General features: G+C 63.6%; 27 protein-coding genes and 1 pseudogene. 11 read left to right on the forward strand and 17 right to left on the reverse strand.

Features of this window, described 5'->3' with window-relative positions; all coding sequences use genetic code 11:
* Positions 1-291: 291 nt before the first annotated feature.
* From EN804_RS10745 to EN804_RS10760, 4 genes and pseudogenes are all read left to right on the forward strand, one after another.
* Complete coding sequence (locus tag EN804_RS10745) at positions 292-579, forward strand: hypothetical protein (protein ID WP_135919351.1); 288 nt, start codon at positions 292-294, stop codon at positions 577-579.
* A 141-nt stretch (positions 580-720) separates the two neighbouring features.
* Positions 721-927, forward strand: coding sequence for a hypothetical protein (locus EN804_RS10750; protein ID WP_127279761.1), 207 nt, complete (start codon positions 721-723; stop codon positions 925-927).
* 109 nt (positions 928-1,036) lie between these two features.
* Positions 1,037-1,281 (forward strand): annotated as a pseudogene (locus EN804_RS38810) (DUF982 domain-containing protein).
* A gap of 148 nt (positions 1,282-1,429) precedes the next feature.
* A complete protein-coding gene (locus tag EN804_RS10760) occupies positions 1,430-1,663 on the forward strand; it encodes a DUF378 domain-containing protein (protein ID WP_135919352.1) in 234 nt (77 codons plus the stop codon).
* Positions 1,664-1,788: 125 nt separating this feature from the next.
* On the opposite strand, the gene EN804_RS10765 is transcribed toward EN804_RS10760, so the two are convergent.
* Entirely contained in the window at positions 1,789-2,850 is a 1,062-nt protein-coding gene (locus EN804_RS10765; RefSeq protein ID WP_245464335.1) for a PAS domain S-box protein, read from the reverse strand.
* A gap of 96 nt (positions 2,851-2,946) precedes the next feature.
* Positions 2,947-3,192 carry a hypothetical protein gene (locus tag EN804_RS10770; RefSeq protein WP_127277998.1) on the reverse strand — a complete coding sequence of 82 codons (246 nt, stop codon included), beginning with the start codon at positions 3,190-3,192 and terminating at the stop codon, positions 2,947-2,949.
* 271 nt (positions 3,193-3,463) lie between these two features.
* On the opposite strand from EN804_RS10770, the gene EN804_RS10775 reads away from it, so the two are divergent.
* Together EN804_RS10775 and EN804_RS10780 are read left to right on the forward strand one after the other, a co-directional pair.
* Positions 3,464-3,772 carry a hypothetical protein gene (locus EN804_RS10775; protein WP_135919353.1) on the forward strand — a complete coding sequence of 103 codons (309 nt, stop codon included), beginning with the start codon at positions 3,464-3,466 and terminating at the stop codon, positions 3,770-3,772.
* Positions 3,773-3,864: 92 nt separating this feature from the next.
* Entirely contained in the window at positions 3,865-4,050 is a 186-nt protein-coding gene (locus EN804_RS10780; RefSeq protein ID WP_127278000.1) for a hypothetical protein, read from the forward strand.
* A gap of 39 nt (positions 4,051-4,089) precedes the next feature.
* On the opposite strand, the gene EN804_RS10785 is transcribed toward EN804_RS10780, so the two are convergent.
* The 4 genes from EN804_RS10785 to EN804_RS10800 all read right to left on the reverse strand — a co-directional run bounded on the left by EN804_RS10785 (position 4,090) and on the right by EN804_RS10800 (position 8,580).
* Positions 4,090-6,078 carry an AI-2E family transporter gene (locus EN804_RS10785; RefSeq protein WP_135919354.1) on the reverse strand — a complete coding sequence of 663 codons (1,989 nt, stop codon included), beginning with the start codon at positions 6,076-6,078 and terminating at the stop codon, positions 4,090-4,092.
* 160 nt (positions 6,079-6,238) lie between these two features.
* Positions 6,239-7,318, reverse strand: a complete 1,080-nt coding sequence (locus EN804_RS10790; RefSeq protein ID WP_135882020.1) for a D-alanine--D-alanine ligase family protein — start codon at positions 7,316-7,318, stop codon at positions 6,239-6,241.
* Positions 7,319-7,341: 23 nt separating this feature from the next.
* Positions 7,342-7,959, reverse strand: a complete 618-nt coding sequence (locus EN804_RS10795; RefSeq protein ID WP_135919355.1) for a C39 family peptidase — start codon at positions 7,957-7,959, stop codon at positions 7,342-7,344.
* Between the two features lie 105 nt (positions 7,960-8,064).
* A complete protein-coding gene (locus EN804_RS10800; RefSeq protein WP_135916804.1) occupies positions 8,065-8,580 on the reverse strand; it encodes a hypothetical protein in 516 nt (171 codons plus the stop codon).
* Positions 8,581-8,874: 294 nt separating this feature from the next.
* Here EN804_RS10800 and EN804_RS37195 point away from each other — a divergent pair, with 294 nt between their 5' ends.
* Positions 8,875-9,093 carry a hypothetical protein gene (locus EN804_RS37195; protein WP_189343723.1) on the forward strand — a complete coding sequence of 73 codons (219 nt, stop codon included), beginning with the start codon at positions 8,875-8,877 and terminating at the stop codon, positions 9,091-9,093.
* Between the two features lie 78 nt (positions 9,094-9,171).
* Here EN804_RS37195 and EN804_RS10810 read toward each other — a convergent pair whose 3' ends face one another.
* From EN804_RS10810 to EN804_RS10830, 5 genes are all read right to left on the reverse strand, one after another.
* Complete coding sequence (locus EN804_RS10810; protein WP_127278004.1) at positions 9,172-9,993, reverse strand: outer membrane beta-barrel protein; 822 nt, start codon at positions 9,991-9,993, stop codon at positions 9,172-9,174.
* Between the two features lie 58 nt (positions 9,994-10,051).
* Entirely contained in the window at positions 10,052-10,768 is a 717-nt protein-coding gene (locus EN804_RS10815) for an outer membrane protein (protein ID WP_135882022.1), read from the reverse strand.
* 234 nt (positions 10,769-11,002) lie between these two features.
* A complete protein-coding gene (locus tag EN804_RS10820; RefSeq protein WP_135919356.1) occupies positions 11,003-11,599 on the reverse strand; it encodes an outer membrane protein in 597 nt (198 codons plus the stop codon).
* 21 nt (positions 11,600-11,620) lie between these two features.
* The gene (locus EN804_RS10825; protein ID WP_127870378.1) at positions 11,621-12,580 is read right to left on the reverse strand and encodes an AraC family transcriptional regulator; all 960 of its coding nucleotides are present in this window, start codon (positions 12,578-12,580) and stop codon (positions 11,621-11,623) included.
* Positions 12,581-12,815: 235 nt separating this feature from the next.
* Positions 12,816-13,244, reverse strand: a complete 429-nt coding sequence (locus EN804_RS10830) for a VOC family protein (protein WP_127278007.1) — start codon at positions 13,242-13,244, stop codon at positions 12,816-12,818.
* Between the two features lie 155 nt (positions 13,245-13,399).
* On the opposite strand from EN804_RS10830, the gene EN804_RS10835 reads away from it, so the two are divergent.
* The gene (locus EN804_RS10835) at positions 13,400-13,654 is read left to right on the forward strand and encodes a hypothetical protein (RefSeq protein ID WP_245464337.1); all 255 of its coding nucleotides are present in this window, start codon (positions 13,400-13,402) and stop codon (positions 13,652-13,654) included.
* Positions 13,655-13,669: 15 nt separating this feature from the next.
* On the opposite strand, the gene EN804_RS10840 is transcribed toward EN804_RS10835, so the two are convergent.
* The 4 genes from EN804_RS10840 to EN804_RS10855 all read right to left on the reverse strand — a co-directional run bounded on the left by EN804_RS10840 (position 13,670) and on the right by EN804_RS10855 (position 16,689).
* Complete coding sequence (locus EN804_RS10840) at positions 13,670-14,839, reverse strand: PLP-dependent aminotransferase family protein (protein WP_189524492.1); 1,170 nt, start codon at positions 14,837-14,839, stop codon at positions 13,670-13,672.
* A 155-nt stretch (positions 14,840-14,994) separates the two neighbouring features.
* The gene (locus tag EN804_RS10845) at positions 14,995-15,453 is read right to left on the reverse strand and encodes a GNAT family N-acetyltransferase (RefSeq protein WP_135919358.1); all 459 of its coding nucleotides are present in this window, start codon (positions 15,451-15,453) and stop codon (positions 14,995-14,997) included.
* A gap of 273 nt (positions 15,454-15,726) precedes the next feature.
* Entirely contained in the window at positions 15,727-16,014 is a 288-nt protein-coding gene (locus tag EN804_RS10850; protein ID WP_135919359.1) for a GIY-YIG nuclease family protein, read from the reverse strand.
* 186 nt (positions 16,015-16,200) lie between these two features.
* Positions 16,201-16,689 (reverse strand): hypothetical protein, encoded by a 489-nt coding sequence (locus tag EN804_RS10855; RefSeq protein WP_246693411.1) that lies wholly within the window; start codon positions 16,687-16,689, stop codon positions 16,201-16,203.
* 101 nt (positions 16,690-16,790) lie between these two features.
* Here EN804_RS10855 and EN804_RS10860 point away from each other — a divergent pair, with 101 nt between their 5' ends.
* Positions 16,791-17,390, forward strand: coding sequence for a DUF922 domain-containing protein (locus tag EN804_RS10860; RefSeq protein WP_135866162.1), 600 nt, complete (start codon positions 16,791-16,793; stop codon positions 17,388-17,390).
* Between the two features lie 47 nt (positions 17,391-17,437).
* Here EN804_RS10860 and EN804_RS10865 read toward each other — a convergent pair whose 3' ends face one another.
* Positions 17,438-18,973 (reverse strand): acid phosphatase, encoded by a 1,536-nt coding sequence (locus tag EN804_RS10865; protein WP_135919360.1) that lies wholly within the window; start codon positions 18,971-18,973, stop codon positions 17,438-17,440.
* A gap of 182 nt (positions 18,974-19,155) precedes the next feature.
* Here EN804_RS10865 and EN804_RS10870 point away from each other — a divergent pair, with 182 nt between their 5' ends.
* Positions 19,156-20,418, forward strand: a complete 1,263-nt coding sequence (locus EN804_RS10870; RefSeq protein ID WP_135919361.1) for a cytochrome-c peroxidase — start codon at positions 19,156-19,158, stop codon at positions 20,416-20,418.
* Positions 20,419-20,626: 208 nt separating this feature from the next.
* On the opposite strand, the gene EN804_RS10880 is transcribed toward EN804_RS10870, so the two are convergent.
* Positions 20,627-21,331: an SDR family oxidoreductase gene (locus EN804_RS10880; protein ID WP_135919362.1), complete on the reverse strand. Its 705-nt coding sequence runs from the start codon at positions 21,329-21,331 to the stop codon at positions 20,627-20,629.
* Positions 21,332-21,458: 127 nt separating this feature from the next.
* Here EN804_RS10880 and gcvA point away from each other — a divergent pair, with 127 nt between their 5' ends.
* Positions 21,459-22,358, forward strand: coding sequence for a transcriptional regulator GcvA (gene gcvA, locus EN804_RS10885; protein WP_135919363.1), 900 nt, complete (start codon positions 21,459-21,461; stop codon positions 22,356-22,358).
* Positions 22,359-22,417: the final 59 nt, after the last annotated feature.

Raw genomic sequence — 22,417 nt, forward strand, 5'->3', positions numbered from 1 at the left:
GGAACAGCAACGTCGACCCAGACCGACGCAGCGAATACCAAGCCGCGCCTCGGGTACCAGAACGCTTGGACGATATCCTCGTTTGGCCTTTGATGTTCCGGCGTTTGGTCTACCCAAAGGCGCGGACCGGGCCGGGCCTTTAAGCGCGGTCGCATCCCTGGCCAAGCAGTTTCGATTACAGCCGTCGAATACCTTTGGAAGAAGCGCAGCCGAATGCCCACGGGGCGGTGCTCGATCCCCGGCATGAAACCTTGCGGCCCGTTGCACGTTGTCGGCCAACAGGAGAGTTTCATGGACCCGGCAACCGCGGCGGTAATGATCATGCTTTCATGCAACGCATCGCTCTGCCGGCCCATGGAGTCGCAGCCCGTCGCCTATTCCTCGCTCGAGGAATGCCAAGCGGCCCTTGCAGTCAGATTGGCACCGTGGCCGGGCGGCGAAATGGTCGGCCGATGCAAGCAGGTCGACCGGACGGCGACCGGCTCGATTCCCCCGGAAGGCTATGCCGCGGTTCAAGTCACGCGTGGGATGGGCCGCGATGCGGTCACCACCAACTACTTCGTTCCGAGAGCCAACTAGAAGCCTGGAAGCCGTCGGACCGCCTGTTGGCCGCCAGGCGGACATCGGGCAGGTCTCTCGGGGTTTTGCCCCGGCCCTCCTGAAACCATTTCACGGACCCCGCGTTGACGACCGGGCACCGCCAGCCACAGGAGACATTCCATGACCGTCAATTGCCGCATATCCATCGACAACCGGCCGGACGCCACCAACGCCACCTTCCAGGCCGTGCCGCGCATTGGAGAGAGTGTTTCCCTGTCGGTCGACGGAAGCCCGCAGGATTTGCGGGTCTCGCGTGTCGTGCATGTGCCCAACGGCGGCCTGGAAGGCGCCGCGATCATCGTCGAGGTGACGACCAACATCGTCTAGGCCTTGTTTTGCCGGGAGATGCCGGGCCGAGCCTCACGCGACAGTGATCGGCTGATATGAAACCTCGCGCGGCCACGCGCGTTCCATGCGCAACATGGTCGAGGTTCCAATGCAAACCGCGTGGTTCTCCAAGCCCGTCGTGGTTTCGGTCGGCGTCACCGGAGCCACCCGCAACCTATCCAACACACAACAGGCCATCGAACTCCTCACGACACATTGGCGCGATGCCGGCAGCCTGAAACATCAGTCGGCGCTACGCCCTGCCGTCGCGCCACGAGTGGCGACGTTTCCCCGGATATCGCGAGGGAGGCCTTTGTCGAGGCCGCGCGCGAGGCGCATGTCCTGGTCGAATAGGCTCCAGGCCCCGCAACCCGGCCTGATTTCGCGCCCAGCCACCGCTCACGCTCGTTACCACCGTTCACAATTCCGTGATTGACGGAACCTCCTGAAACCACAGGCGTTTTTCTTCCGGCGTTTGTTCAGGCAACATCAGGAGGCGTTTATGCGCATCATGAACCTCGTCACCCTCGCCCTTATCATCCTTGGTGGTCTCAACTGGCTGGCCATGGGCGTAACGAGCTATGACGTGATCGGCACGGCCCTTGGAGGAGCCACCTTGGCCCGCCTCGCCTATACGGTCATCGGTCTTGCCGCCATATGGCAGCTCATGCCGGGCTTCCAGAGCTTCACGGTTGGCGAAGTCGATGCCGAAAGGCATATCCATCATCATCCGTGACCGGTAAAACGGGCGGCGGGGTCCCCCGCCGCCGCACCATGACGGCTATTTTTACGCGCACCTGCCCGGCGGCAACCAAGCTTCCTCGTTCAGGATCGAACGGACAACCTATTGAAATCTCGAATCTAAATACCCAAACCCGCCGCATCGGCGATGGGCTCGGTACCGGCTTGCGCCACGATGATGGAGGCCAGGGGCGCGCTCAATCGCCATTTCAAATGGCCAGGCGACCGTTCCAGAACGGCTGAGCCACCCAGCGACTGCGGCGCCACACGCTGCAGCACGACGGTGCCGAACCCCTTACGCGTGGTCTCGTCGCGCCGGTCGCCAGGACGAGGCTTCGATGTCTCCTCCCAGGTCAATTGGAATTCACGCTCGCCCAAGGCGCTAGAGCCTATCGTCCAGGTGATCTCGACCCGGCCGGCATCACTGGACAGGGCGCCATATTTGGACGAGTTCGTGCCGAGCTCGTGGAAAGCCATGCCGAGGTTCTGCACCGCGTTCGACTGCAGCGTCAGGACCGGCCCGGAAAGCAGGATCTGCTCCTCGCGGCCGAAGGGCTTCAGATGCTCCTGGATCAGGTCGAAGAGGCTCGCTCCCGCCCACTCCGAGGTGACGAGCAGATCATGCGAGCGCGACAGCGCCATGATGCGGGCGCGTATCAGTTCCTCGAACTCTTGCGGGTCGCTCGAGCGCTTGCTCGTCTCCCTGACCATCGACAGGATGACCGCGAACTGGTTCTTGACGCGATGGTTGACCTCGCGCATCAACAGCCTGATGCGGCGCTCGCTCTCCTTGGCGGCGGAGATGTCGCGGGCGATCTGCGAAGCGCCGATGATCTCGCCTACGCCGTTCCTGACTGGCGAAACCGTCAGCGAAACGGCAATGAGCGAGCCATCCTTGCGCCTTCTGGTCGTCTCATAGCTCGCCACGCGATCGCCGCTGCGAACCCGGCTGATGATCTCCGTCTCTTCGCCCTTGAGGTGATCGGGTATCAGCATGAGGATGGACTGCCCCACCGCTTCCTCGGGGCTGTAGCCGAACATGCGTTCAGCAGCGAGGTTCCAGCTTGTGATGACGCTGGTCAGATCCTTGCTGATGATCGCATCGAAAGAGGAATCGACAATCGCCGCCAGCCGCGCATCGGCGCTCGCGCCCAATCGTCCCTTGTCTTCAACATCACTCATCGCCGCCAGGAATTCCGTCATGGCCACCTAACTAGCCCGCAAACCAATCGAGGCAATCGCCCCCCTGACGGAATTAAGGAATCCGCAGCTCCCGGCTTACTCAGCTGTCCCGCCGTTTGGCCTTCTGCCATCGACCTCGGGCGCCAGCACGCCGAATTCCTGCGATTTGGTCCCTTGCCCGGCGGCGAGGAAGCCATCGGAGGCCAGACCCCGGCGCAATAGTTCCCTGACCGCGGCGGAGCGGCTCGGCATGCGCTTTTCGAAGCGCCAGTTTTCCAGGGCCATCAATTCGTCAACGGTGAGCATGATCTGCAGCCGTTCCGGACGTTCCAGGTCAGCCATCTAAGCTTCCTCGCTGGAGCTGAGAATGTGTCGAGTTAGTATCTACCTCGTTCAGCTAACAAATAGGGTTTGCCTCATAATGCGTCAAGTGCCGCCAGTGGGGGAACGGCGCATCTAACCCATGATGAGAATAAGACGTCGGACCCCCACTTGCATCACTATACTAACTTGTTGATTTTATTCAAGTATTTTTGAGAATTCGCTTGTCATCCGCGCCCACCTGGCGCATGCTGCGACATGGATAGAAACAAGCCCTCCAAGGGAGGTTTAAATGCGGTACGAATACTCTTCGCGGTTGCTGGACGACGTCAATTCGGCGGTCCAGAGGGCCTTTGAGATGGCAGGCATCGTCAACATCAGCGCGGTGGCGGAACAGATCAGGGTGCGAAACCTGGCCGAGAATGTCGCCCTCGAGGATGTCGAATACCTTGCCCTGCACGCTGCCCAGGTGCTTGGCGCGGCAATCGAATTCGACGCTCTGGGCAACGGCTTGGCTGCGAGTGGGAACGGGCTCGTCGACAATGGCGAGGAGAGTGCGGTCATGCCGTTCGATCTTCCTCGGTCAGCCTCGATGCAATAGTCAAAAAAGCCTGCGGACCGCCACGGCTCCAAGCGCAGTGGAACAAGTCCGGTCTCTGGAGGTTACTGCATCGCCCGACGGAGGAGAATGTTGTGAAGACCCTGCGCAGTCTGCTTGCCGAACTGTCTTCCAACTGGCTCCGGCGCCGCAAGGTTCAGGCACCGGTCGCTGGAAATCCGGTCAAACCTGTTTCCCGCCTTCCCCACCAGACCGCGAAGATGCGGCCAGCCCACAAGCCCAAGCCGCCCTCCTCCCGCGACGTTGCTTCAAATATGTAAACGACCGCGAAACCCCTACACACTTTTCCGGGAATTGCCCTAGCTCGCAGCGGTGGCCGAGGCCTTTCTTGGGGTGGCCCGCTGACGCCGCATGCGGCGTTTGGCAACGAGCTTCAGGGCGACCGGCGGCTCGTTCGACAGTGCGCCCACCACTGCATCCATCATGCCATGCGCCACGAAATCCGCGTTGATGTCCTGGGCCAGTTTGACGGCTGCGTCCTTGTCCTCATTTCCGGTCTCCGACCAGAACACGATTCCCACCCGCAGCGCTGCCTTCGTACGCTTTAGCCGGCGAACCAGAAACCGGGCGTGCTTGATGGAATCCGCGTTCAGGAAGCCAACCACGACCGTGTCGACGGTGTCGAGTTCGAGGCGGCGAATACCTCCCGGTTCCATGTCTGCAAAGCCTGCCTTCGAGACCGTCGTGCCCTGGACTTCCAGGACCTGGGCCAGCATGGCTGCTGCGGCGTCGTCAAGCTCGCCACGCCCGCCAGCGCAAAGCACCGACATATCCGTGCCGTCGGGCAGATCGGCCTCCTCCTCGCCGGCGGTCTCACCGTCGTCGCTCGCCTCCGCGGCCACGAACGTGCCATCCTCCTCATCCGCTTCCTCCTGCGCACTTTCGTCGAGGTTTGCCACCAGCGCCTGCGCACTGGCCGCCAACTGCCGCCTTTGCTGATCGCCCATGACACCGCGCGCACGGTCCTGCTCGCCCAGCAGAAGTGCGGGAATAGCCACCTTGTCGTAGAAATCGACCAGGTATTTCTCTTCCAGCATCTCTTCGGCGTGGTCCGTGGCCTCGTCCGGATCACCGGCGAGCAGACGCTGGTAGAGGCGCGCATGGGGTTCGAGCACGGGCTCGTTGCCGAAGAGCACGTCGAGGAACTCGAACTGCGGCACGTGCCTGCCCAGCACCACCAGGCACACGGTGAGCGGTGTTGACAAGACCAGCCCAAGCGGCCCCCAGAGCCACGTCCAGAAGATGGCCGCTACGATGATCGCGAGGGATGACAGCCCGGTTCGCGAACCATAAAGCCAGGGTTCGACGACATTGCCGGTAACCAGTTCCATCACCACGAACAGGGCGGCTGTCCACAGCACGAGCGACCAGCCTGGCGCCACGGCCAGCGCCAGGAACAGCGGCAGCAGCATGCCTATGGCAGGCCCGATGTAAGGAACAAACCGCAGGGCTAGCGCGAGCAATCCCCATAGCAAGGCATTTGGAATGCCGAGGATCCACAACCCGATCGCTATCGGTATCGCGTACAAAATGTTGACGACCAGTTGCATCAGCAGGTACCGGCCAACACGCTTGCCGGCATCCTGAAGCGCCTCGGTGGTGCGGTGAAGGTCGCCATAACCGACAAGCCGGATGAAGCGGTCGCGCAAGTCCTCTCGCTCGAGCAGCATGAAGATGACGACCACGATGATCAGCCCGGCCGATCCGAGCGGGCTGATCAGCGGCCCGACTATGTTCTGCAGGACCTCCAGCGGCCTTTCGCGCGAGACGATCTCGACCGGCACCGGCTCACGCGGCGGCTTTTCCGGGGTGGCGGCCGGCGGCGACGTCTCCTGCCTGTCGATCTCCTGGCCGACACGTTCGACAACCTTGCCCAACCTGGCAATGATCCCTCCGCCGACTCCGGTCTCCTTGAGCGAGCGGATCTTGGTCAGGATGTTGGTCTGGTAGACCGGGATATTCTGCGCCAGTTCGCTGACCTGCGTGGCGACAATGAAGCTGAACAGGGCAAGTGCGGCGAACGCCCCCAAAACGCTGACGATGACGGCGGCAATCCGGGGAATACCGGCCCGTTTGAGCGCGGACACAAGAGGGGCGAGCGCGAAAGTCAGCAACAGCGCGATTGCTATCGGCAGGAAAACCTCACGCCCAAAATAGAGCGCCGCCACCGTGGTGACGATGGTGGCCACGTTGGGCAATGACGTTCGAGGGTGTGGGGCGGCGGGCGAAAGAATATCCTCCAATCCATGAGACGGCGATGCCATCCCGTTTCGACGATTGGCCGCCATTCCCTGTCCCTCCTGCCGGCTCCATGATCGGGCATATAGAGCCGGCGTACAACATTAGCCAGAGGTGGAACACACGTCGTTCAAGGCGCAGTTTATCCGGCGTGGCGACCGTGCTGAAAGGGCGCACCGGCCTTCCGACTGGCTGCCTGCCCGGATCGGATCAGCGCACGCCGTGCCGCGCCAGCGCGTGCTCGATCAGCGCGTCGATGACCTCCGCGTAGCCGATGCCGATCGCCGCCAGCGCCTTGGCGTACATCGAAATGTCGGTGAAGCCGGGCAGCGTGTTGACCTCGTTGACCAGCAGGGAGCCGTCGGCGCGCAGGAAGAAGTCGACGCGCGCCATGGCCTCGCAGCCCAGCGCCTTGAAGGCTTGCCCAGCCATGTCCCTCGCTCTGTCGGCGATCGCGGCGGGGACGTCGGCGGGCACTTTGACCACCGCGCCGTCGGCATCGAGATATTTGGCCTCATAGGTGTAGAAGCCATGCTTGCCGGCCGGGATGATCTCGCCCGGCAGCGAAACCGTGAGCGAGCCGCCTGCCCGTTGCAACACCGAGCACTCGATCTCGCGGCCTTCGACGAACTCCTCGATCAGCACCTTGCCGTCGTAGCGGAAAGCCGTTTCGACGGCCGCTTCAAAGCCATCCCCGTCGTTCACCTTGCTCACCCCGAAGGACGAGCCCTGGCGTGCCGGCTTGGCGAAGAAAGGCAGCCCAAGCGCCCCGGCGATCTCCTGGAACGAACCGACATCACCTCTATGCACGGTGACCGAGCGGGCGACGGCAAGGCCGGCCTCGCGCATGAGCCGCTTGGCGACGTCCTTGTCCATGGCGGCGGCGGAAGCCAGAATGCCGCAGCCGACATAGGCGACATCGGCGACTTCCGCATAGCCCTGCACCGAGCCGTCCTCGCCGAAGGGACCGTGCAGCACGGGAAAGACGACATCGACAGGCGTAAGGTCAGCCCGTATTCCCTCGTGCGACGCCGGGATCAGCCGGCCCTTGCCGCCGGGCAGCAGGGCGACCTCCACGCCGTCCTCCGACACCGGAGCCCCTGCCCCATCGCCGCCAGCCTCGGACGAGGATTGCAGCAGCCACCTGCCCTCCCGGGAAATGGCGATCGGCACCACCTCGTAGCGCGTCCGGTCGATCGCCTTCAGCACGTTGGCCGCCGACAGCCGCGACACGTCGTGCTCGGCCGAGCGCCCGCCATAGAGGATGGCAACCCTGATCTTTCCGGTCATCGAAATCCCTCAACTGTCGAAAATCAAATGGCGACGGCAATGCCGCGATTGGCGAAGAAACGATCGAAATCGCCTGGCGCCAACACTGCGTTTGCCTGTGTGGCGCTGGTATGGCCGGATGGGTTGTGAAAGCGAAAACCCTCATCCGACGCGGCGGTGACCAGAACCAGGTGTCCGCCCTTCGATGGCGGCTCGCGCTCGGGCCAGCGGATCGAACTGCTGACCGAAGCGATGAAGTAGCGCGACCGGGCGAGGATCGCTGGAATGTCCGCCGTCGCGACATTGGTCATCACCTCGGCCTCGAGGCCGAATTCCTGCTTCACGAAGGCAACGAAAGGCGCGTAGATCAGCCCCTTGATCGAGCCTTCATTGACGACATAGCCGCCATATCCGGTGCACCGTCTTGCCAGTTCGATCGTCGGCACGATCTGGCCACGCGTCGCCAGGATCATCTTGAGACACGCCATGCCGCAGACATTGGCGGCCCAGACCGCGTATTCGTCGCGCGTGGCGGCACCCGATCCCTGCCATAGCGGATCCCGCCGCAACGCGGCCTCGGCGCCATCGGCGAGCACCGCCAGCGTCATGTCGGGCGTCTCCCACTGACTGAAAAACGGCACGGCTTCAGGCAGTGGACTCATGCGGATTCCTCGGGTAGCCAATCCATCTCGTATACGAGAATACGAGATGGATGAAAAGCCGCTCGGACCCCGTCGAATTTGCTCGGGGGCGTCGCGGGGCGCCGTCTAATCAACCTTCGTCCAGCCGAAGACCAGCCAGGCGTATTTCGATTTTTCGTCGGGTTCGGCGGTGTAGGTCATCTGGATGTCGCCGCCCTTGGCGTAGATATCGAGCCTGGGCGCCGTGTCCAGCTCGAGCCATAGCGAACTCTTGCTGAAGGACCAGGTTCCGCACCAGACGCAGGAACCCGATGTCGGGTCGCCGGGCTGATGGAAATTGTAGCGGCCATCCGCCGTGATCTCCAGATAATCGAACGCGCCGTAAAACGCGGTCACCGTCTGCTGGAACTCATTTGCGGCGGCTTCCTGTTCCGGCGTGGGCGCATCCTTCATGTCGCGCGGCGGCCGGGTGGTGGCGCCGCTGAGTTGCCATTTGCCGACAAAGTCCTTCTGGGTCGGAAGATATTCCTCCTGAGCCTGCGCCGAAGATATATGAGTCATTGGTAATATGAATGGTGCGACCATGCCCAAAATCGCAAGCAACGGCGCGGCGACCCGGATCGCCTTGGTTGATTTTTGCATGAAAATTGTTTCTCCACGGTGGGCAAGAGATGTTCTGTTCGGGATGTTGTTGAGAAAGGCGGCGCGCATTGCTTCAACGCCGATTCCCGTCCGCCTTTTTCGGTTAGCACCGCAGCCACCGATCTGGCAACGCAAGGCAGCGATCGGTAGTGGGCCGGTTTGGTTCTACGACTACAAAAGATTCGTAAAGCCGCCGCCGCGGGTGTAGTGTGCCTTGTCGTCCGCACCAACCCAGGCAAACGGACGCTTGAAAGTCAACTCAGGTGCTTTCGCCCGACGAGGGAGGAGAGCGCCATGGCTTTCTCAAAATTCACCAGCATGTTCACGTCCGACGATCTGGACCTTCTCCAGAAGGTGTTCGACCAGCTGTGCCGAGAGCGCCGTCTGGCCCTCAAGGACAAGGATCAGAGAGACCAGCTGGCGCGCGAAGTCATGGAAGCTTTCGAAGGTGGCTTCACCGAGGAAACCGAGTTGTGGCAGTCGCTTTCGAAGCGACGCACCGCCCAAGCGTGAGCGGCGGGACGCGATTGCCTCCAGTCATGCAGCCAATTGCGATGCGATCACGGCCGCGCTTTCAGCCGTGCCGCCGGCTCACTTCGTATTGACCACCGAAGCGGGCCGGTAAGTGTCCATGGTCGCGCCGTTGCGGTCCTCGTCGAAGAGGGAGTCGCTGCCGAAGCTGGCGCGCAGGCCGATGACGACCTTGTTTGCCCTGAGGTCCTGGGTGGACGTTTCGAACTTCCTCCGTTCGAATTCATAGCGTCCGAACACCGCCCAGGGCGTCTCGTCGAACCGGTACATGGCCTGGACGGCCGCACCGACCACGTCCTCGTTGGTGCCGTCGTAGTCGGTTCGGTTGAAGTCGAGTTCCGCATCGAGGCGAAAGTTCTTGCGGACGAAATAACGCGCCACGGCGCGCACGCCCCACTGGTCGCCGTGAAAGTCGCTGATGGTGAGCTGGCCGACACTGGCCTGGCCATAGAGGGTCAGGTTGCCGAGATAGAGTTGTGCTTCCGGGCCGACAGCATAATTGTTCACGGTGACGCCGCTTTCGCCGACCGATGTGTAGGCGGCGAAGATGCCGGCGGCAAAACGGTCGGGATCGCGGTAGAAGCCATGGATCGCACCGCGCGTTTCATCCAGCGCGTCGTAGTGGCCCCATATGCGGTCGTAAGTCAGGTCGCCCTGCAAATTCCAGCGCTGTGCAAACGGGATGTTGACGCGCAGGGCACCGCCGCCGGCCCGCGTCGTGTAATCGTCGCCGACGAAGCGCAGTCCGCCGAGATAGAGTTCGCCATAACCGGAAATACGCGGCGCCACCGCCGTCTCGGTGGCAAGCGGCTGCAGGATATCCGCCGCGCGAGCCGATGTCGCAACGATCAGCGACGCGAGGCAGATGGAAAAGCGATGCATTTGGAGCCCTCGAATACGAATTTCCGACGCTGCGCCAGCGGCGAAAGATAAGCACTGTTCAGAATTTGTAGGCGATGCCGAGCCGGATATCGTTCGTCTTCAGGTCGATCTCATCATGCAAGGGAACCCCGCTGGGAACCGCGATGCGTGTCGAGGGGTGGCGGCCGAAATCGGCAAAGCGGTATTCGCCCCGAACCAGCCAATTGTCGGTGACGGCGTATTCGGCACCCGCGCCCAGCGTGTAACCGCTGACGGTGTCCTCGACATCGGCATAGGCGGCTCCGCCTGGAAGGGCGACCGTAGTGTGCTTGTACTTCGCCATCGCCAGGCCGCCGGTGACGAAGGGAAGCCAGCGATCCATCGCATAGCCGGCCCGCAGGCGAACCGATCCGACTGCCTCCAGTTCGAGCACGCCGCCGAAGCCGGGATCGTCGACGCCAGCCGCCCGATAGAGTGTGGTGTCCTTGACGCTGGCAAAGCTGTAGTCGCCCTCGATGCCGAGGACCAGGCCGCCGTCGAACTGCTTGTCATAGCCGGCATAGAGACCGCCGAAACCGCCGGACGGGCCGTAGCCCCAGCCGTAGTCGTCGAAGGCCCCTGGCGCGAAAGTCTGCCCGACCCTGGCGTTCCCCCAGGCATATCCGGCCTGCGCGCCGACATAGCCGCCGGACCAGCTGTAGCTGGCAGCCACGGGCAAGGTTTGAGTGGCGTCGGCGGCGAACGCCATGCCGGCTGGCACCGCTGCAAGGATCGTTGCCAGAAGAATCGTTTTCATTGTTTGCCGCCCCAAAAGATGCCGTGTCCCGCCCGGGAAAATACTCCGGGCGGATCAGCTGTCCGAGCCACCCGTTTTGCATTGTTCGCCAGCAGCGTCTTGGGCTGAGCCGCACCGCAATTGTCCTGGAAAGCACCGTGGTATTTGCCCCGCCGATGTGGCCGTTGCGCATCAGCCGGGCGCCACAGGCAAAACCCCGGCGCGGGACGCCGGGATTTTGTTCGATCCGGCCGATCAGAATTTGTAGCTGAGCCCAACCCGGATATCGTGCGTCTGGAGATCGACTTTCGTTTCCGTTGGAAAGCCAGCGGCTACCGAGAGTTGCTGGCTGCCGAAGTCGGAGTAGCGATATTCGGCCCGCGCGATCCATCTGTCGGTGAAGGCATGCTCGATGCCGGCGCCAACGGTCCAACCGACATGGCTGTCGTCGTGAAGCGTGATTTCGCCGGCGGCGCCGCCGGCGCTGACCGCTATCAATTCGTACTTGGCCGCGGCCACGCCGGCAGTGATGTAGGGCAAGGTCGTGTCGAACGCATAGCCGGCCCGCAGCCGCGCCGAGCCCGACCATTTGAGTTCGCTCTTGAGCAGCGTGTTGACGCCACCGCCACCGGCGGCGATCGGCGTCAATCCGACTATGTTGCTGTAGGCAATGTCCGCCTCGGCGCCGATCACGAATTGGCTCTCCATCTGGTAATTGGCGCCGATATGGATGCCGCCGATAAAACCGTCCGGGTCGAGGGACGCGTTGAGGTCGGAGGCTCCGCCGAGGCCGCCGCCGGCGATGAAGAGATTGGACTTTCCGGCGCTCGATCGATGTGTCGGGTATCCCACGGGGGATCGCTGTCGGAGACGCTACCTAGCGCTACTTGGCGTCGAGCCGAAGCGGCGGCGGAAACAGCGATTGAAATAGGAGACGTCGGAAAAGCCGCTCAACAGCGCGATCTCGCTGACCCGCATGCGGTCGTTGCGCCGGTCGCGCAGCATGCGATGGGCTCTCTGCAGGCGCAGTTCGAGAATATGCTCGGCGAAACTGGAGCCCGTCTCCTGCAAGAGATCATGCACGTAGCGCGCGGAAAGCCGTAACTGCTGGGCGATGTGCTGGGCCGAGATGCCGGGATCGGCGAAGTTGTCCCGCATCTTCTGCAGGATGGCCTGCAGCCTTGCCGCGCGCAAGCCGCGCACGCCCGCCAGCTCGGCGATCTCGCCCTTGGCGCCTGTCGCCAGCCCGATCAGGTCGACGATCGTCTCGGTGGCGTGGGCGACGAGATCGGGCGAGACCAACGCCGGTCCCGCTTCCAGGAAGCCGCAATAGCGCTTGAGCATGTCGAGCGCTTCATTGTCGGCGCCGATGGTCAGCGCCAGGCGATCCTCGACATGGGCGAAGGCATTTTCCAGGATTTCGCGGGGCACCACGACATTGGTCCAGACATTGTGGTCGCCGCCGGTCATTTCCAGCGCTTCCGAAGCCGAGACCAGCGCGCCTTCGCCCCTGCCGATGCTGTAGTCGCGGCCGGTCTGCACGCCGCTCAGCCTGGTGTCGCCATCGTTGACCAGCAGCAGATAGCCGTCGCGACCGTCATCGGCGATGTTGCGTGTCTTGCGGCTGGCATGCCTGATCGTTCCGGCCATCCGCCCGAGCACCAGCGGCCCGATGGCGGTGGCTTCGATATCCGCCTGGAAAGGCACGTTCGCGGAGATGGCGTATTCGACCGACCATATCTCCGCGACGTGGATGTCCTGCCAGAGCGCGAAGCGCGCGCGGTCGTCGAGATGCGGCGGCAGGTCGACCGACGAGAAGACATTCTTTTTCAACGAGCAACCGGCCTTTCCCGCGCACGCGTCCTCCCTGAAGCCGCACCGTATGGGACCGATTTGCCTCCTGTCCAGAGGCGGCGCTATCCATGCCCTGCAGGACAATTTCAGTGCGGCACAGGTCAAGAATCGGAGCGGATTCGCCAGCGCGGGGCTCGAATTTCCAAATACCCGGAAAAATGCGGCGCGGAATCACCCGCATCGCTCGGCGCTGTGGCCGGCCGAGTGCCCTTACCTAGAATGTGATCTTCACGGAAGCCGCACTGCGGTTGGCCGGGCCGTGGTGGACGGCCTCGATGTTGTTGCCGTCGGGGTCGAGCACGAAGGCGGCATAGTAGCCGGGATGATAGGGCCGCTCGCCCGGCGCGCCATTGTCCGTGCCGCCGGCCGCCAGCCCGGCTTTGTGGAAGGCATCGACCATGGCGTGATCCCTGGCCTGGAAGGCCAGATGATGACGGCCGGTCAGCTTTCCCTGTGCGGCCCGGCTGTCGGCGCTGGAGATGAACAATTCGTCGGCCCAGAAATAATCCTCGCCGGTGCCGCCGATCGGGACACCGAGCACCTGGAAGACCGCTTCGTAGAAGCGCCGGCTGGCGGGGAGATCCCGCACCACGAGCTGGAGGTGGTCGATGAGCCGGCCGCGATGCAATTCCTGTGTTTCCATGAAAGCTCCTCCTCGCAAGGTCTCGAATTTAGGTCCGGGCGGCAGGGCGTCAACGCGCGGCACGTGCATCTGCTGACAACCAGCGACAAATCTTCGGGCGCGATGGAACCATTCGGCTGACGGCGAGTTTGGGGGCGCGGCGGGAGGACTTGCGATTGGATTGTTTTCAGAAGCTTGAAGCGCTGATCGACAGCGCCGATGCCGACGGCATCGAGGAAGCGAACGCATTGCTGCGCCGGTTCAAGGATAGGTCCGAACAGACGACGCGGGCCATCGATGAGTTCATGCTGGACTTCAAGACGTTGGTCTTCGTCGTCGAGACCGGCGTAGAGGGTTTCCAAAAGCCGATCCGCAAGCTCGCCCGCGCCAGGCTTGCGAAGCTCAAATATCTGGTGAACGTGCCGGCGTAGGCGCCGGGCGCGGGCCTAGCTCTTGAGCAGCGCCGCCAGCCGTGGAATGCCCTCGGTCACGGCGCGGCGATTGGCCAGCGTGAAGGACAGCCGCAGCGTGTTGCGCCCGGTGCCGTCGGCATAAAAGGCATTGCCGGGCACGAAGGCGACCCGCGCCTCCTTCACCGACCGCGCAAGGAGTTCGGTGGCGTCGGCGCCTTCCGGCAGCGTCACCCAGACGAACATGCCGCCTTCCGGGCGGCTCCAGGTCACGCCCTCCGGCATGTTGGCTTCCAGCGCGCCGAGCAGCCCGTCGCGGCGCTCGCGATAGGCGCCGATCAGCTTGTCCACCTGGCCGTCGAACACGGATTCAGCGACGCGGTGCATGACCATCTGGTTGACCGACGGGCTGTGCAGGTCGGAGGCCTGCTTCATCAGCACCAGCTTCTCGATCACGCGGCGCGGCGCGCAGACCCAGCCGACGCGCATGCCCGGCGACAGGATCTTCGAGAACGAGCCGCAATAGAGCGTGCGTGCCTTATCGATGCCGCCGGAGCGCGCGCAGTCCAGTGCCAGGATCGGCGGCACGCCTTCGCCGTCATAACGCAGCGCCCGGTAGGCAGCGTCCTCGATGACGGCGATGTCGAGCTCGCCGGCAAGGTCGAGCACGGCCTCGCGCTGCTTTCGGTCCAGCGTGTTGCCGGTCGGATTGGCGAAGTCGGGCACCAGATAGGCGAACTTCACACGCCCGCCATTGGCGGCGGCAGCGGCGCGATAGGCCGCCGGCGTCATGTTGCCGCCTTCGGGGCGCAGCCGGTCGTAGCGTGGCTCATAGGCGTTGAAGGCCTGCAGCGCACCGAGATAGGTCGGCCATGTCACCAGCGCCGTATCGCCCGGCGACAAGAACAGCTTGCCGAGATAATCCAGCGCCTGCTGCGAGCCGGAGGTGATGAAGATGTTGGCCTCGTCGCACGCGATGCCGAGCTTGCCCATCTGTCCGGCGAGCCACTTCCGCAGCGGCAGATAGCCTTCCGAGACCTGATACTGCAGCGCCGCCCCGGCTTCCGCCCCGCCCAGCACATCGGCATAGGCATCGCGGATGGCATCGGCCGGAAACAGCGAGGGATCCGGAATGCCGCCGGCGAAGGAGATGATGTCGGGCTGGTCGAGCAGTTTCAGCAGCTCGCGGATTTCCGACGCCTTCATGCGCGACGAGCGCGAAGCCAACAGGTTCAAAAGGGTCAAGTCACGCCTCCCCGGACGTTTCGAATATAGGTCAACTTAGCTGACCTATATCGGATCTTGCCGGCAAATTGAATAGAGCCTGAAACAATTCCCGCATGCGCCAGTCGCAAGGAGGCCTAAAGGCTCTTCTTGTAACCAATATGGCTGGCGGTGAAGCCGAGCCCTTCATAGAAGCGGTGCGCATCCGCCCGGCCCTTGTCGGTCGTGAGTTGGACAAGGCCGCAGCCGCGCGCCCGGCATTGCCCGATCGCCCATTCGAACATCTTCTTGCCGATGCCGCCGGAGCGCCTGCCGCCGGCAACGCGAACCGCCTCGATCTGCCCGCGCCACGCGCCCTTGCGCGAGAGCCCGGCAAGGAAGGTAATCTGCAAGGTACCGATCACCGCCGCGCCGTCCACGGCCACCGCCAGCAGCTGGTTTGGATCGGCGTCGATGGCGTTGAAGGCATCGACATAGCCTTGCGCCAGCGGCAACGAGGCATCTTCGCGGCTCGCTCCCAGCGGATCATCGGCGAGCATGGCGACGATGGCCGGCAGGTCGGAGGCTTGCGCCTTGCGGAATTGGATGTTGGTCATGGCGGATGAGATACGGCTAGCCGTCACCGGCGGCAAGGTTCGGCTCCCCTTCCCCCTTCGTGGGGATGTTCCGGCTTGGCAACATGCTTCTCACGACAATGGGCTAGTGGCAGGCTGACATCAGATGTTAGGATGGTGAGGCACCTTCGAAGGTTAGCCTAAGCTATCCCATCTTCGTCATCCTAGGGCGAAGCAGGAGCGCAGCTCCGTCGCGGAGACCCTAGGATCCATGCCGGGACGCCTGCAACGACCAAAGCGGGGCAGGACACAACGCTACCACCCAGTGCCGCGGAACAACTCGAACCATTCCGGATTTGCTTTTTCGATCAGTTCGATCTTCCATTGTCGCGACCAGCGTTTTAGCGATTTCTCGCGCTGAATGGCATCGGTGATGTCGAAATATTCTTCATACCAGACCAGTCGCTGCACACCATATCGACTTGTGAAATACGAGCCTTTGCCGGACTTGTGCTCGGGCATGCGGCGACCGAGATCGTTCGTGACGCCGATATAGATGGTGCCACCCTCCTGGCTCGCGGTCATGTAGACATAGCCGGTCATAAGTTAAGGCTATCGGGTAACGCGTCGGGAGAACATCCTGGTTCCGCTGTGTTCCTCGGCGAACGTCACGGCATGGATCCTAGGGTCTGCGCTGCGTCGCTTCGCTCCTTGCTCCGCCCTAGGATGACGACGGTACGGATGCTCAGCCCAATTGTAGCTGCCACAGCCGCCGCACAGTATCACCAATCAATCCCCATCGGCAGGCTTGGCCTTGCCGCACTGCGCCAGCACCTTGCCGATGGCCGCGCTCGACCCCTTCAGGGGAAAGCTGATATCGCCATATTTGGCCGCGCTGACCGACACATCTCCCTTCGAGCGCAGCAGGTCGAGCAGCGGGTCGGCTTTCGCCAGATCGACCACGAAATAATTGTACATGGCCTCCAGCTGCAGCGTCTTGGTCACCGTCTTGCCATCGGCCTTGAAGTCGAACTCGCCGCTGATGCCCGGCTCCAGTTGCTGGCCGCTGTCGCCCAGATCGTAGCTCAGCATCGGATTGTCGAAACAGGTCAGCATCAGATGCGCGTCGCCTTTCGGCCCGCCGCAGACGGAGGCGGTCAGCAGGCTGCCGCCCTCGTCTTCCTCCATCTTGGCGCTCCAGCCGCAGGACGCGGCAAGAACCGGCTGCACGCCGAGCAATGCCGTCAAGGCGCCAGCGGCAACGAGATATCTTCTCATGACTTCCCCCTCCGGGCATTTGCAGCACCCGCCGGCAGCATATAGGAAAAGCCGTTGAATGGCATTGCCGTCCGGCAAGGCCGCGCGCCTTGGAGAGAGCGGTGTCGAGAGCCTGTGTTCGCCTGTGTCTTCTGACCGCCGCCCTGGTGGCCTTGCCGCTCGCCGCCCATGCCGAATGGAAGCCGGTCGAGAAGGTCGAGACCTATGCCATTTCAGGCCAGTCCGGACCGGAGCTCTACCGCTCGATCGGCGAGAATGGGCCGAATGTCGGCGTCGGCCGCGCTATCGCCCACACCAATTTCAAGCTGACCTGGACCAGGGATTATCAGCCGCGTGCCGGAGCCTGCGTGCTGGTCTCGGCCAAGCCCAGGCTCATCATCACCTACACCTTGCCCAGCCCTTCCTCGCCGCTGCCTTCAGCCATCCAGAAGAACTGGGAGGTTTTCCTCGCCGGGGTCAGCGCCCACGAAAAGGTGCATGGCGCGACCATTGTCGACATGGTGCGCAAGATCGAGGCGGTGACAGTCGGCCTGACCGTCGCGGATGACCCCAAATGCAGCAAAATCCGGGCCGAGATGACCAGACGCCTGGCCGCGCTCTCGCAGGCGCAGCGCCAGGCAAGCCGCGATTTCGACCGCGTCGAACTCGGCCAGGGCGGCAATCTGCAGAAGCTTATCCTTGCGCTGGTGAATGGCGGCTGAGAACGGCCACCGCGCCACACGGCGCGGCGGCATGACCGCGGTCCGCTCTACCGGCTCAGGTCCAGCGCCTCGCTCAGATCCCCCATCGGCGGTTCGCCATTGGCGGCCAGCGCCTTGTCGCGGGCGACGATGCCGGTCAGCACCGGCAGGTCGTAGCGCGCGGTGATGAAGCGCAGGATCGACGTCGTGTCGTACTGGGTGTGGTCTACCGTGCCCATCCTCGCATAGGGCGAGACGATGAAGGCCGGGATGCGGTTGCCCGGGCCCCAGCGGTCGGCCTTGGGCGGCGCGACGTGATCCCAGAAGCCGCCATTCTCGTCATAGGTGACGACCACCAGCATGTTGCCCCATTGCGGGCTCTTCTCCAGATGCGCGACGACGTCGGCCAGATGCTGGTCGCCGCTCGCCACGTCGGCATAGCCGCCATGTTCATTGAGATTGCCTTGCGGCTTGTAGAAACTCACCGAGGGCAGCTTGCCGTCGTCGATCGCCTTGATGAACTCGGCGCCATCCAGGCCACCGTCCCGCAGATGCTCGGCCCGCGCGGCGGTGCCGGGTGCGTAAGCGGCGAAATAGTTGAAGGGCTGGTGGTGGTACTGGAAGTTCGGCACCGGAGTGGCGTTCTTGCCGTCCAGCGTTGCCTGCCAGGCGCCGCTATACCAGGCCCAGTCGACGCCCTTCAGCGACAGGAGATCGCCGATGGTGATGTCGTGCTGCGGCGGCAGCGTGGTCGGCGCGGTCGGGTCGGCCAGCGCCTTGTCGCCGCCCTCGGCCGGTTTGTTGGCGCTCGGCTGATAGGGCGGCTGCATGGTGTTGACGGCATGGAAATCGGGCGTGATGGCGCCGTCATTGACGAATTTCGGCACGCCGCCAAGGGCCGAGGCCGGCGAATTGTCGGCGACCTTCAAGGTCGTGCCGTCGGCCTCGACGACAGCGATTTGCGCCTTCACCGGGCTGGTGTCGGCATGCGGATAGACCGGCGTACAGGCGCAGGCGAGCTGGAAATGGTTGAGGAAGGAGCCGCCGAAGGCGCCCTGGAAGAAATTGTCGGCCAGCACGTATTTCTTCGCCACCTGCCACATCGGCAGGCTCGAGCCGTCATAGTGGCCCATGACGAGGCCGCCGGAATCGGCCCAGGCGACGAATTTGTCGTTCTTCCCGCCGTCGATCTGCATCTGCTCCTGGTAGAAGCGGTGCCACAAGTCGTGGGTGATGACGTTGGTTCCCTCATGGAAGCCCCTGGGATCGTCAATGGCGAAGGCGGCGTTGGCGAGATGCGCGGTCTCGGACTCCGTCACCACGGGCGTGACGCCCTTGCCGGTCAGCCCGCCCCAGGCCGGCGGCAATTCGGTCAGCGGCTTGCCGTCGCGGTCGAGCTGGCGCGCCTGGTCGGCCGAGACATTGGCCAGGCCATTGGCGCCGGGGAAGCCGCCATAGAGATTATCGAAGCTGCGGTTTTCGGCATAGATGACGACGACGGTGTCGATCTTGTCGAAGCCGGGAGGGGCGGCATGGGCGGCCGCCAGGGGAAGCAGGGCCGAACCGGCCAGACCGAAGGAAGTGAAGAGCTTGAGCCTCGTCATGGGAAGACCTCGTGGCTTGACTGTGGCTAGAGGGGTGCGGGAACCATAGGGCAGCTAACGTGGCTGCCTTGTCACCTTTGTGACAGCCGCCGCCACGGCGAACACGGTTTCGTGAGCACTGGAGCCGGTCATCAATCCGTTGCACTGCGTTCTTATTGCCGGGCCAAAGCGGACCATGCCCCATGACCAGAAGACGATGGAAAATTCGGGCGATCGCCATTGCCGCGATCTCGACCTTTGGCCTTGCCGCGCCCGCGAATTCGGCGGGGCCGGATGGCTTCCATCCCGGCCCACTGTCGCGCGCCGAAGCCTTCGCGCGCGCCAAGGCGCTGACCGCCTTGGGGCGAAAAATGTTCTTCGACCCCTCGCTCTCGGCCTCGGGCAAGCAGGCCTGCTCGTCCTGTCATGATCCTAGCCATGCTTTCGGGCCGGCCTCGGCCACGCCGGTCGAAATGGGCGGGCCAAACCTCGACCAGCCCGGCATGCGCGCCGTGCCATCGCTGCGTTATCTCCAGGCCGCGCCCGCCTTCACCGAGCATTTCCATGATTCCGAGGACGAGGGCGACGAGAGCGTCGACAACGGTCCGACCGGCGGCTTGACCTGGGACGGCCGCGCCGACCACGGCAAGGACCAGGCGAAAATCCCCCTGCTCTCGCCCTTCGAGATGGGCAACAAGGACGCCGGGGCCGTCACCGCCGCCTTGCGCAAGTCGGCCCATGCCGGCGAGTTCAAGACGGTGTTCGGGCAGGATGTCTTCAACCATCCCAACGATGCCTTCGACGCCGCCGCCGAGGCGCTCGGCACGTTCGAGCAGAGCGCGGCCGATTTCTATCCCTATTCCAGCCGCTACGACGCCTTCCTCGCCGGCAAGGCGACGTTGTCGACGCAGGAGCTGCATGGTCGCGCTCTGTTCGAGGACGAGAAAAAAGGCAATTGCGCCAGTTGCCACCTCAGCGAACCCGCCAATGACGGCGAGCCGCCGCAATTCACCGATTTCGGCCTGATCGCCATCGCCGTACCGCGCAACCCGGCAATCACGGCCAACACCGACCCAGCCTATGCCGATCTCGGCCTGTGCGGCCCGCTGCGCACCAATTTTCGCGGCCGCACCGACTATTGCGGCCTGTTCAAGACGCCGACGCTGCGCAACGTCGCGCTGCGCAAGAGCTTCTTCCACAATGGCGAGTTCCACACGCTGCGCGACGCCGTCGCCTTCTACGCCAGCCGCGACACCGACCCCGGCCACTGGTACCCGAAAAACGCCGACGGCACGATCGATAAATATGACGATTTGCCAAAGGCTTACTGGCCGAACTTGAATCAGGACCCGCCCTTCGAAGGCAGGAGACCTGGCGGCAAGCCGGCGCTGACGGATGCCGAGATAGACGACATTGTCGCGTTCCTGCAGACGCTGACGGATGCAGACCAGGTGGCAGCGAAATAACCTGAGACGCGGCGGGACAGCGCCCCCCTCTGTCCTGCCGGACATCTCCCCCACGAGGGGGGAGATCAGCTTTGATTGCGGCTCTCGCCCATTGTTTCAACGTTCCAAAAAAGGGCGCGGGGCGCCAACACTGCAATCTCCCCCCTTGTAGGGGAGATGTCCGGCAGGACAGAGGGGCGCGCGAAGGAACACGACGCCCCTTAATATGTCACAGCGCCCGGATAACGCCCCCATCCACGCGGATACTCTGCCCCGTAATATAGCCCGCCCCTTCCGACGCCAGGAAAGCGATGGTCGCGGCGACCTCCTCCGATGTGCCATAGCGCTGCATCGGCACGTTGTCGCGGCGCTCTTCCGTGGCCGGCAGGCTGTCGATCCAGCCGGGCAGCACATTGTTCATGCGCACATTGTCGGCCGCATAGGTGTTGGAGAAGATCTTGGTGTAGGCGGCAAGGCCGGCGCGGAACACGGCCGAGGTCGGGAACATCGCGTTCGGCTCGGCCACCCAGGCGGTCGAGATGTTGATGATGGCGCCGCCCTTCTGCTTGATCATCTGCGGCGCCACGATGCGCACCGGCCGGATGACGTTCATCAGGTAGACGTCCATGCCGGTGTGCCACTGCTCGTCCGTGATCTCCAGGATCGGTGCGCGCGGCCCATGGCCGCCGCTGTTAACCAGCACGTCGATGCGCCCAAAGCGCTCCAGCGTCAGGTCGGCGAGCCGCTGCAGGTCGTCATTCGACTGGTTTGAGCCGGTGACGCCGAGCCCTCCCAGGTCCTTGGCCAGCGCCTCGCCCTTGCCCGACGAGGACAGTATGGCGACCTTGAACCCGTCCGCCGCCAGCCGCTTGGCCGCCGCCGCCCCCATGCCGCTGCCGCCGGCAACGATGACGGCTACTTTTTCTACACTCATTGGATTTTCCTCTTCGGGTTGGCGGGAGCCGCAAACGGTGTCTTCGGGATCCGAGCGCTGACATAGCTGGTTTTTCCACGCGGTTCGAACCAGAATGCCTGAAATCAACCAGTAGAAAAACTCCTGCATGCCCGAAGCCTTCCTGAGCCTGCCCCCACTGAATGCGCTGCGCGCCTTCGAGGCCTCGGCGCGCCATCTCAACTTCCGCATCGCCGCCGAGGAGTTGAACGTCACCCAAGGAGCGGTCGCTCAGCACGTTCGCGGACTGGAGGCCGATCTCGGCACGAAACTGTTCGAGCGGCTGCCACGCGGCCTGGCGCTGACCGATGAGGGCCGCGCCTATGTGCCCAACATCCGCCGCGCCTTCGACCTGATCTCGGAGGCGACCCTGCTGTTGCGCCCCGAACCGGCGCGGCTGACGATCAGCGTGACCCCGAGCTTCGCCACCAAATGGCTGATCCCCAGGCTTCAGGATTTCATGGCGGACAATCCGCTGGTCGACCTGCGCGTGCTGGCCAGCGAAAGCCTGTCGAGCTTCCAGGCCGACGGCGTCGACATCGCGGTGCGGCAAGGCCGCGCCCCCTTTGGCCCCGGCCTGATCGTCGACCTGCTGTTCCCCCAGCAGATCATCGCCGTCTGCAGTCCGGCCCTGCTGACGGCCGGCGCAAGCGAAATCGCGGCGGCCGAAATCCAGCATCACGTGCTGCTGCACGACGCGCACAAACTGTGGCCGGAGTTCATGGAAAAGGCGGTCGGCCTGAAGATGACGACCGAGTTGAAACGCATGCGCTTCAACCAGACGGGGCTCGCCATCGACGCGGCCGTCGCCGGCCAGGGCATAGCGCTGGCCAGCCGCTTCCTCGTCGCAGCCGACCTCGCCGCCGGCCGGCTGATCCAGCCGGTGCGTGGCGAGATGCGCGGCACGCAGGATTTCTATGTCGTCATGCCGAGAAAGCAGCGCCATCCCGAACCGACGCAGGCCGTGCGGCAGTGGCTGCTGGATGCGGGGGAACGGGCGTTGTCGTGAGGTCGACGCCGGTCTGCAACGGCAGCAAGGCGTCCGGCTTCATATTGCCGATCAAGTCG

Origin of the sequence: Mesorhizobium sp. M8A.F.Ca.ET.161.01.1.1 (assembly GCF_004792105.1) — a bacterium.
Taxonomy (GTDB): domain Bacteria; phylum Pseudomonadota; class Alphaproteobacteria; order Rhizobiales; family Rhizobiaceae; genus Mesorhizobium.

Coding starts and splice junctions, on each gene's coding strand:
- EN804_RS10770 (WP_127277998.1), bottom strand. CDS start 3,192: ATGGCTGACCTGGAACGTCCGGAACGGCTGCAGATCATGCTCACCGTT.
- EN804_RS10840 (WP_189524492.1), bottom strand. CDS start 14,839: ATGAAGGCGTCGGAAATCCGCGAGCTGCTGAAACTGCTCGACCAGCCC.
- EN804_RS10845 (WP_135919358.1), bottom strand. CDS start 15,453: ATGACCAACATCCAATTCCGCAAGGCGCAAGCCTCCGACCTGCCGGCC.
- gcvA (WP_135919363.1), top strand. CDS start 21,459: ATGCCCGAAGCCTTCCTGAGCCTGCCCCCACTGAATGCGCTGCGCGCC.
- EN804_RS10830 (WP_127278007.1), bottom strand. CDS start 13,244: ATGGAAACACAGGAATTGCATCGCGGCCGGCTCATCGACCACCTCCAG.
- EN804_RS10815 (WP_135882022.1), bottom strand. CDS start 10,768: ATGAAAACGATTCTTCTGGCAACGATCCTTGCAGCGGTGCCAGCCGGC.
- EN804_RS10745 (WP_135919351.1), top strand. CDS start 292: ATGGACCCGGCAACCGCGGCGGTAATGATCATGCTTTCATGCAACGCA.
- EN804_RS10870 (WP_135919361.1), top strand. CDS start 19,156: ATGACCAGAAGACGATGGAAAATTCGGGCGATCGCCATTGCCGCGATC.
- EN804_RS10775 (WP_135919353.1), top strand. CDS start 3,464: ATGCGGTACGAATACTCTTCGCGGTTGCTGGACGACGTCAATTCGGCG.
- EN804_RS10760 (WP_135919352.1), top strand. CDS start 1,430: ATGCGCATCATGAACCTCGTCACCCTCGCCCTTATCATCCTTGGTGGT.
- EN804_RS10880 (WP_135919362.1), bottom strand. CDS start 21,331: ATGAGTGTAGAAAAAGTAGCCGTCATCGTTGCCGGCGGCAGCGGCATG.
- EN804_RS10865 (WP_135919360.1), bottom strand. CDS start 18,973: ATGACGAGGCTCAAGCTCTTCACTTCCTTCGGTCTGGCCGGTTCGGCC.
- EN804_RS10855 (WP_246693411.1), bottom strand. CDS start 16,689: ATGAGAAGATATCTCGTTGCCGCTGGCGCCTTGACGGCATTGCTCGGC.
- EN804_RS10785 (WP_135919354.1), bottom strand. CDS start 6,078: ATGGCGGCCAATCGTCGAAACGGGATGGCATCGCCGTCTCATGGATTG.
- EN804_RS10790 (WP_135882020.1), bottom strand. CDS start 7,318: ATGACCGGAAAGATCAGGGTTGCCATCCTCTATGGCGGGCGCTCGGCC.
- EN804_RS37195 (WP_189343723.1), top strand. CDS start 8,875: ATGGCTTTCTCAAAATTCACCAGCATGTTCACGTCCGACGATCTGGAC.
- EN804_RS10810 (WP_127278004.1), bottom strand. CDS start 9,993: ATGCATCGCTTTTCCATCTGCCTCGCGTCGCTGATCGTTGCGACATCG.
- EN804_RS10800 (WP_135916804.1), bottom strand. CDS start 8,580: ATGCAAAAATCAACCAAGGCGATCCGGGTCGCCGCGCCGTTGCTTGCG.
- EN804_RS10850 (WP_135919359.1), bottom strand. CDS start 16,014: ATGACCGGCTATGTCTACATGACCGCGAGCCAGGAGGGTGGCACCATC.
- EN804_RS10750 (WP_127279761.1), top strand. CDS start 721: ATGACCGTCAATTGCCGCATATCCATCGACAACCGGCCGGACGCCACC.
- EN804_RS10795 (WP_135919355.1), bottom strand. CDS start 7,959: ATGAGTCCACTGCCTGAAGCCGTGCCGTTTTTCAGTCAGTGGGAGACG.
- EN804_RS10765 (WP_245464335.1), bottom strand. CDS start 2,850: ATGAGTGATGTTGAAGACAAGGGACGATTGGGCGCGAGCGCCGATGCG.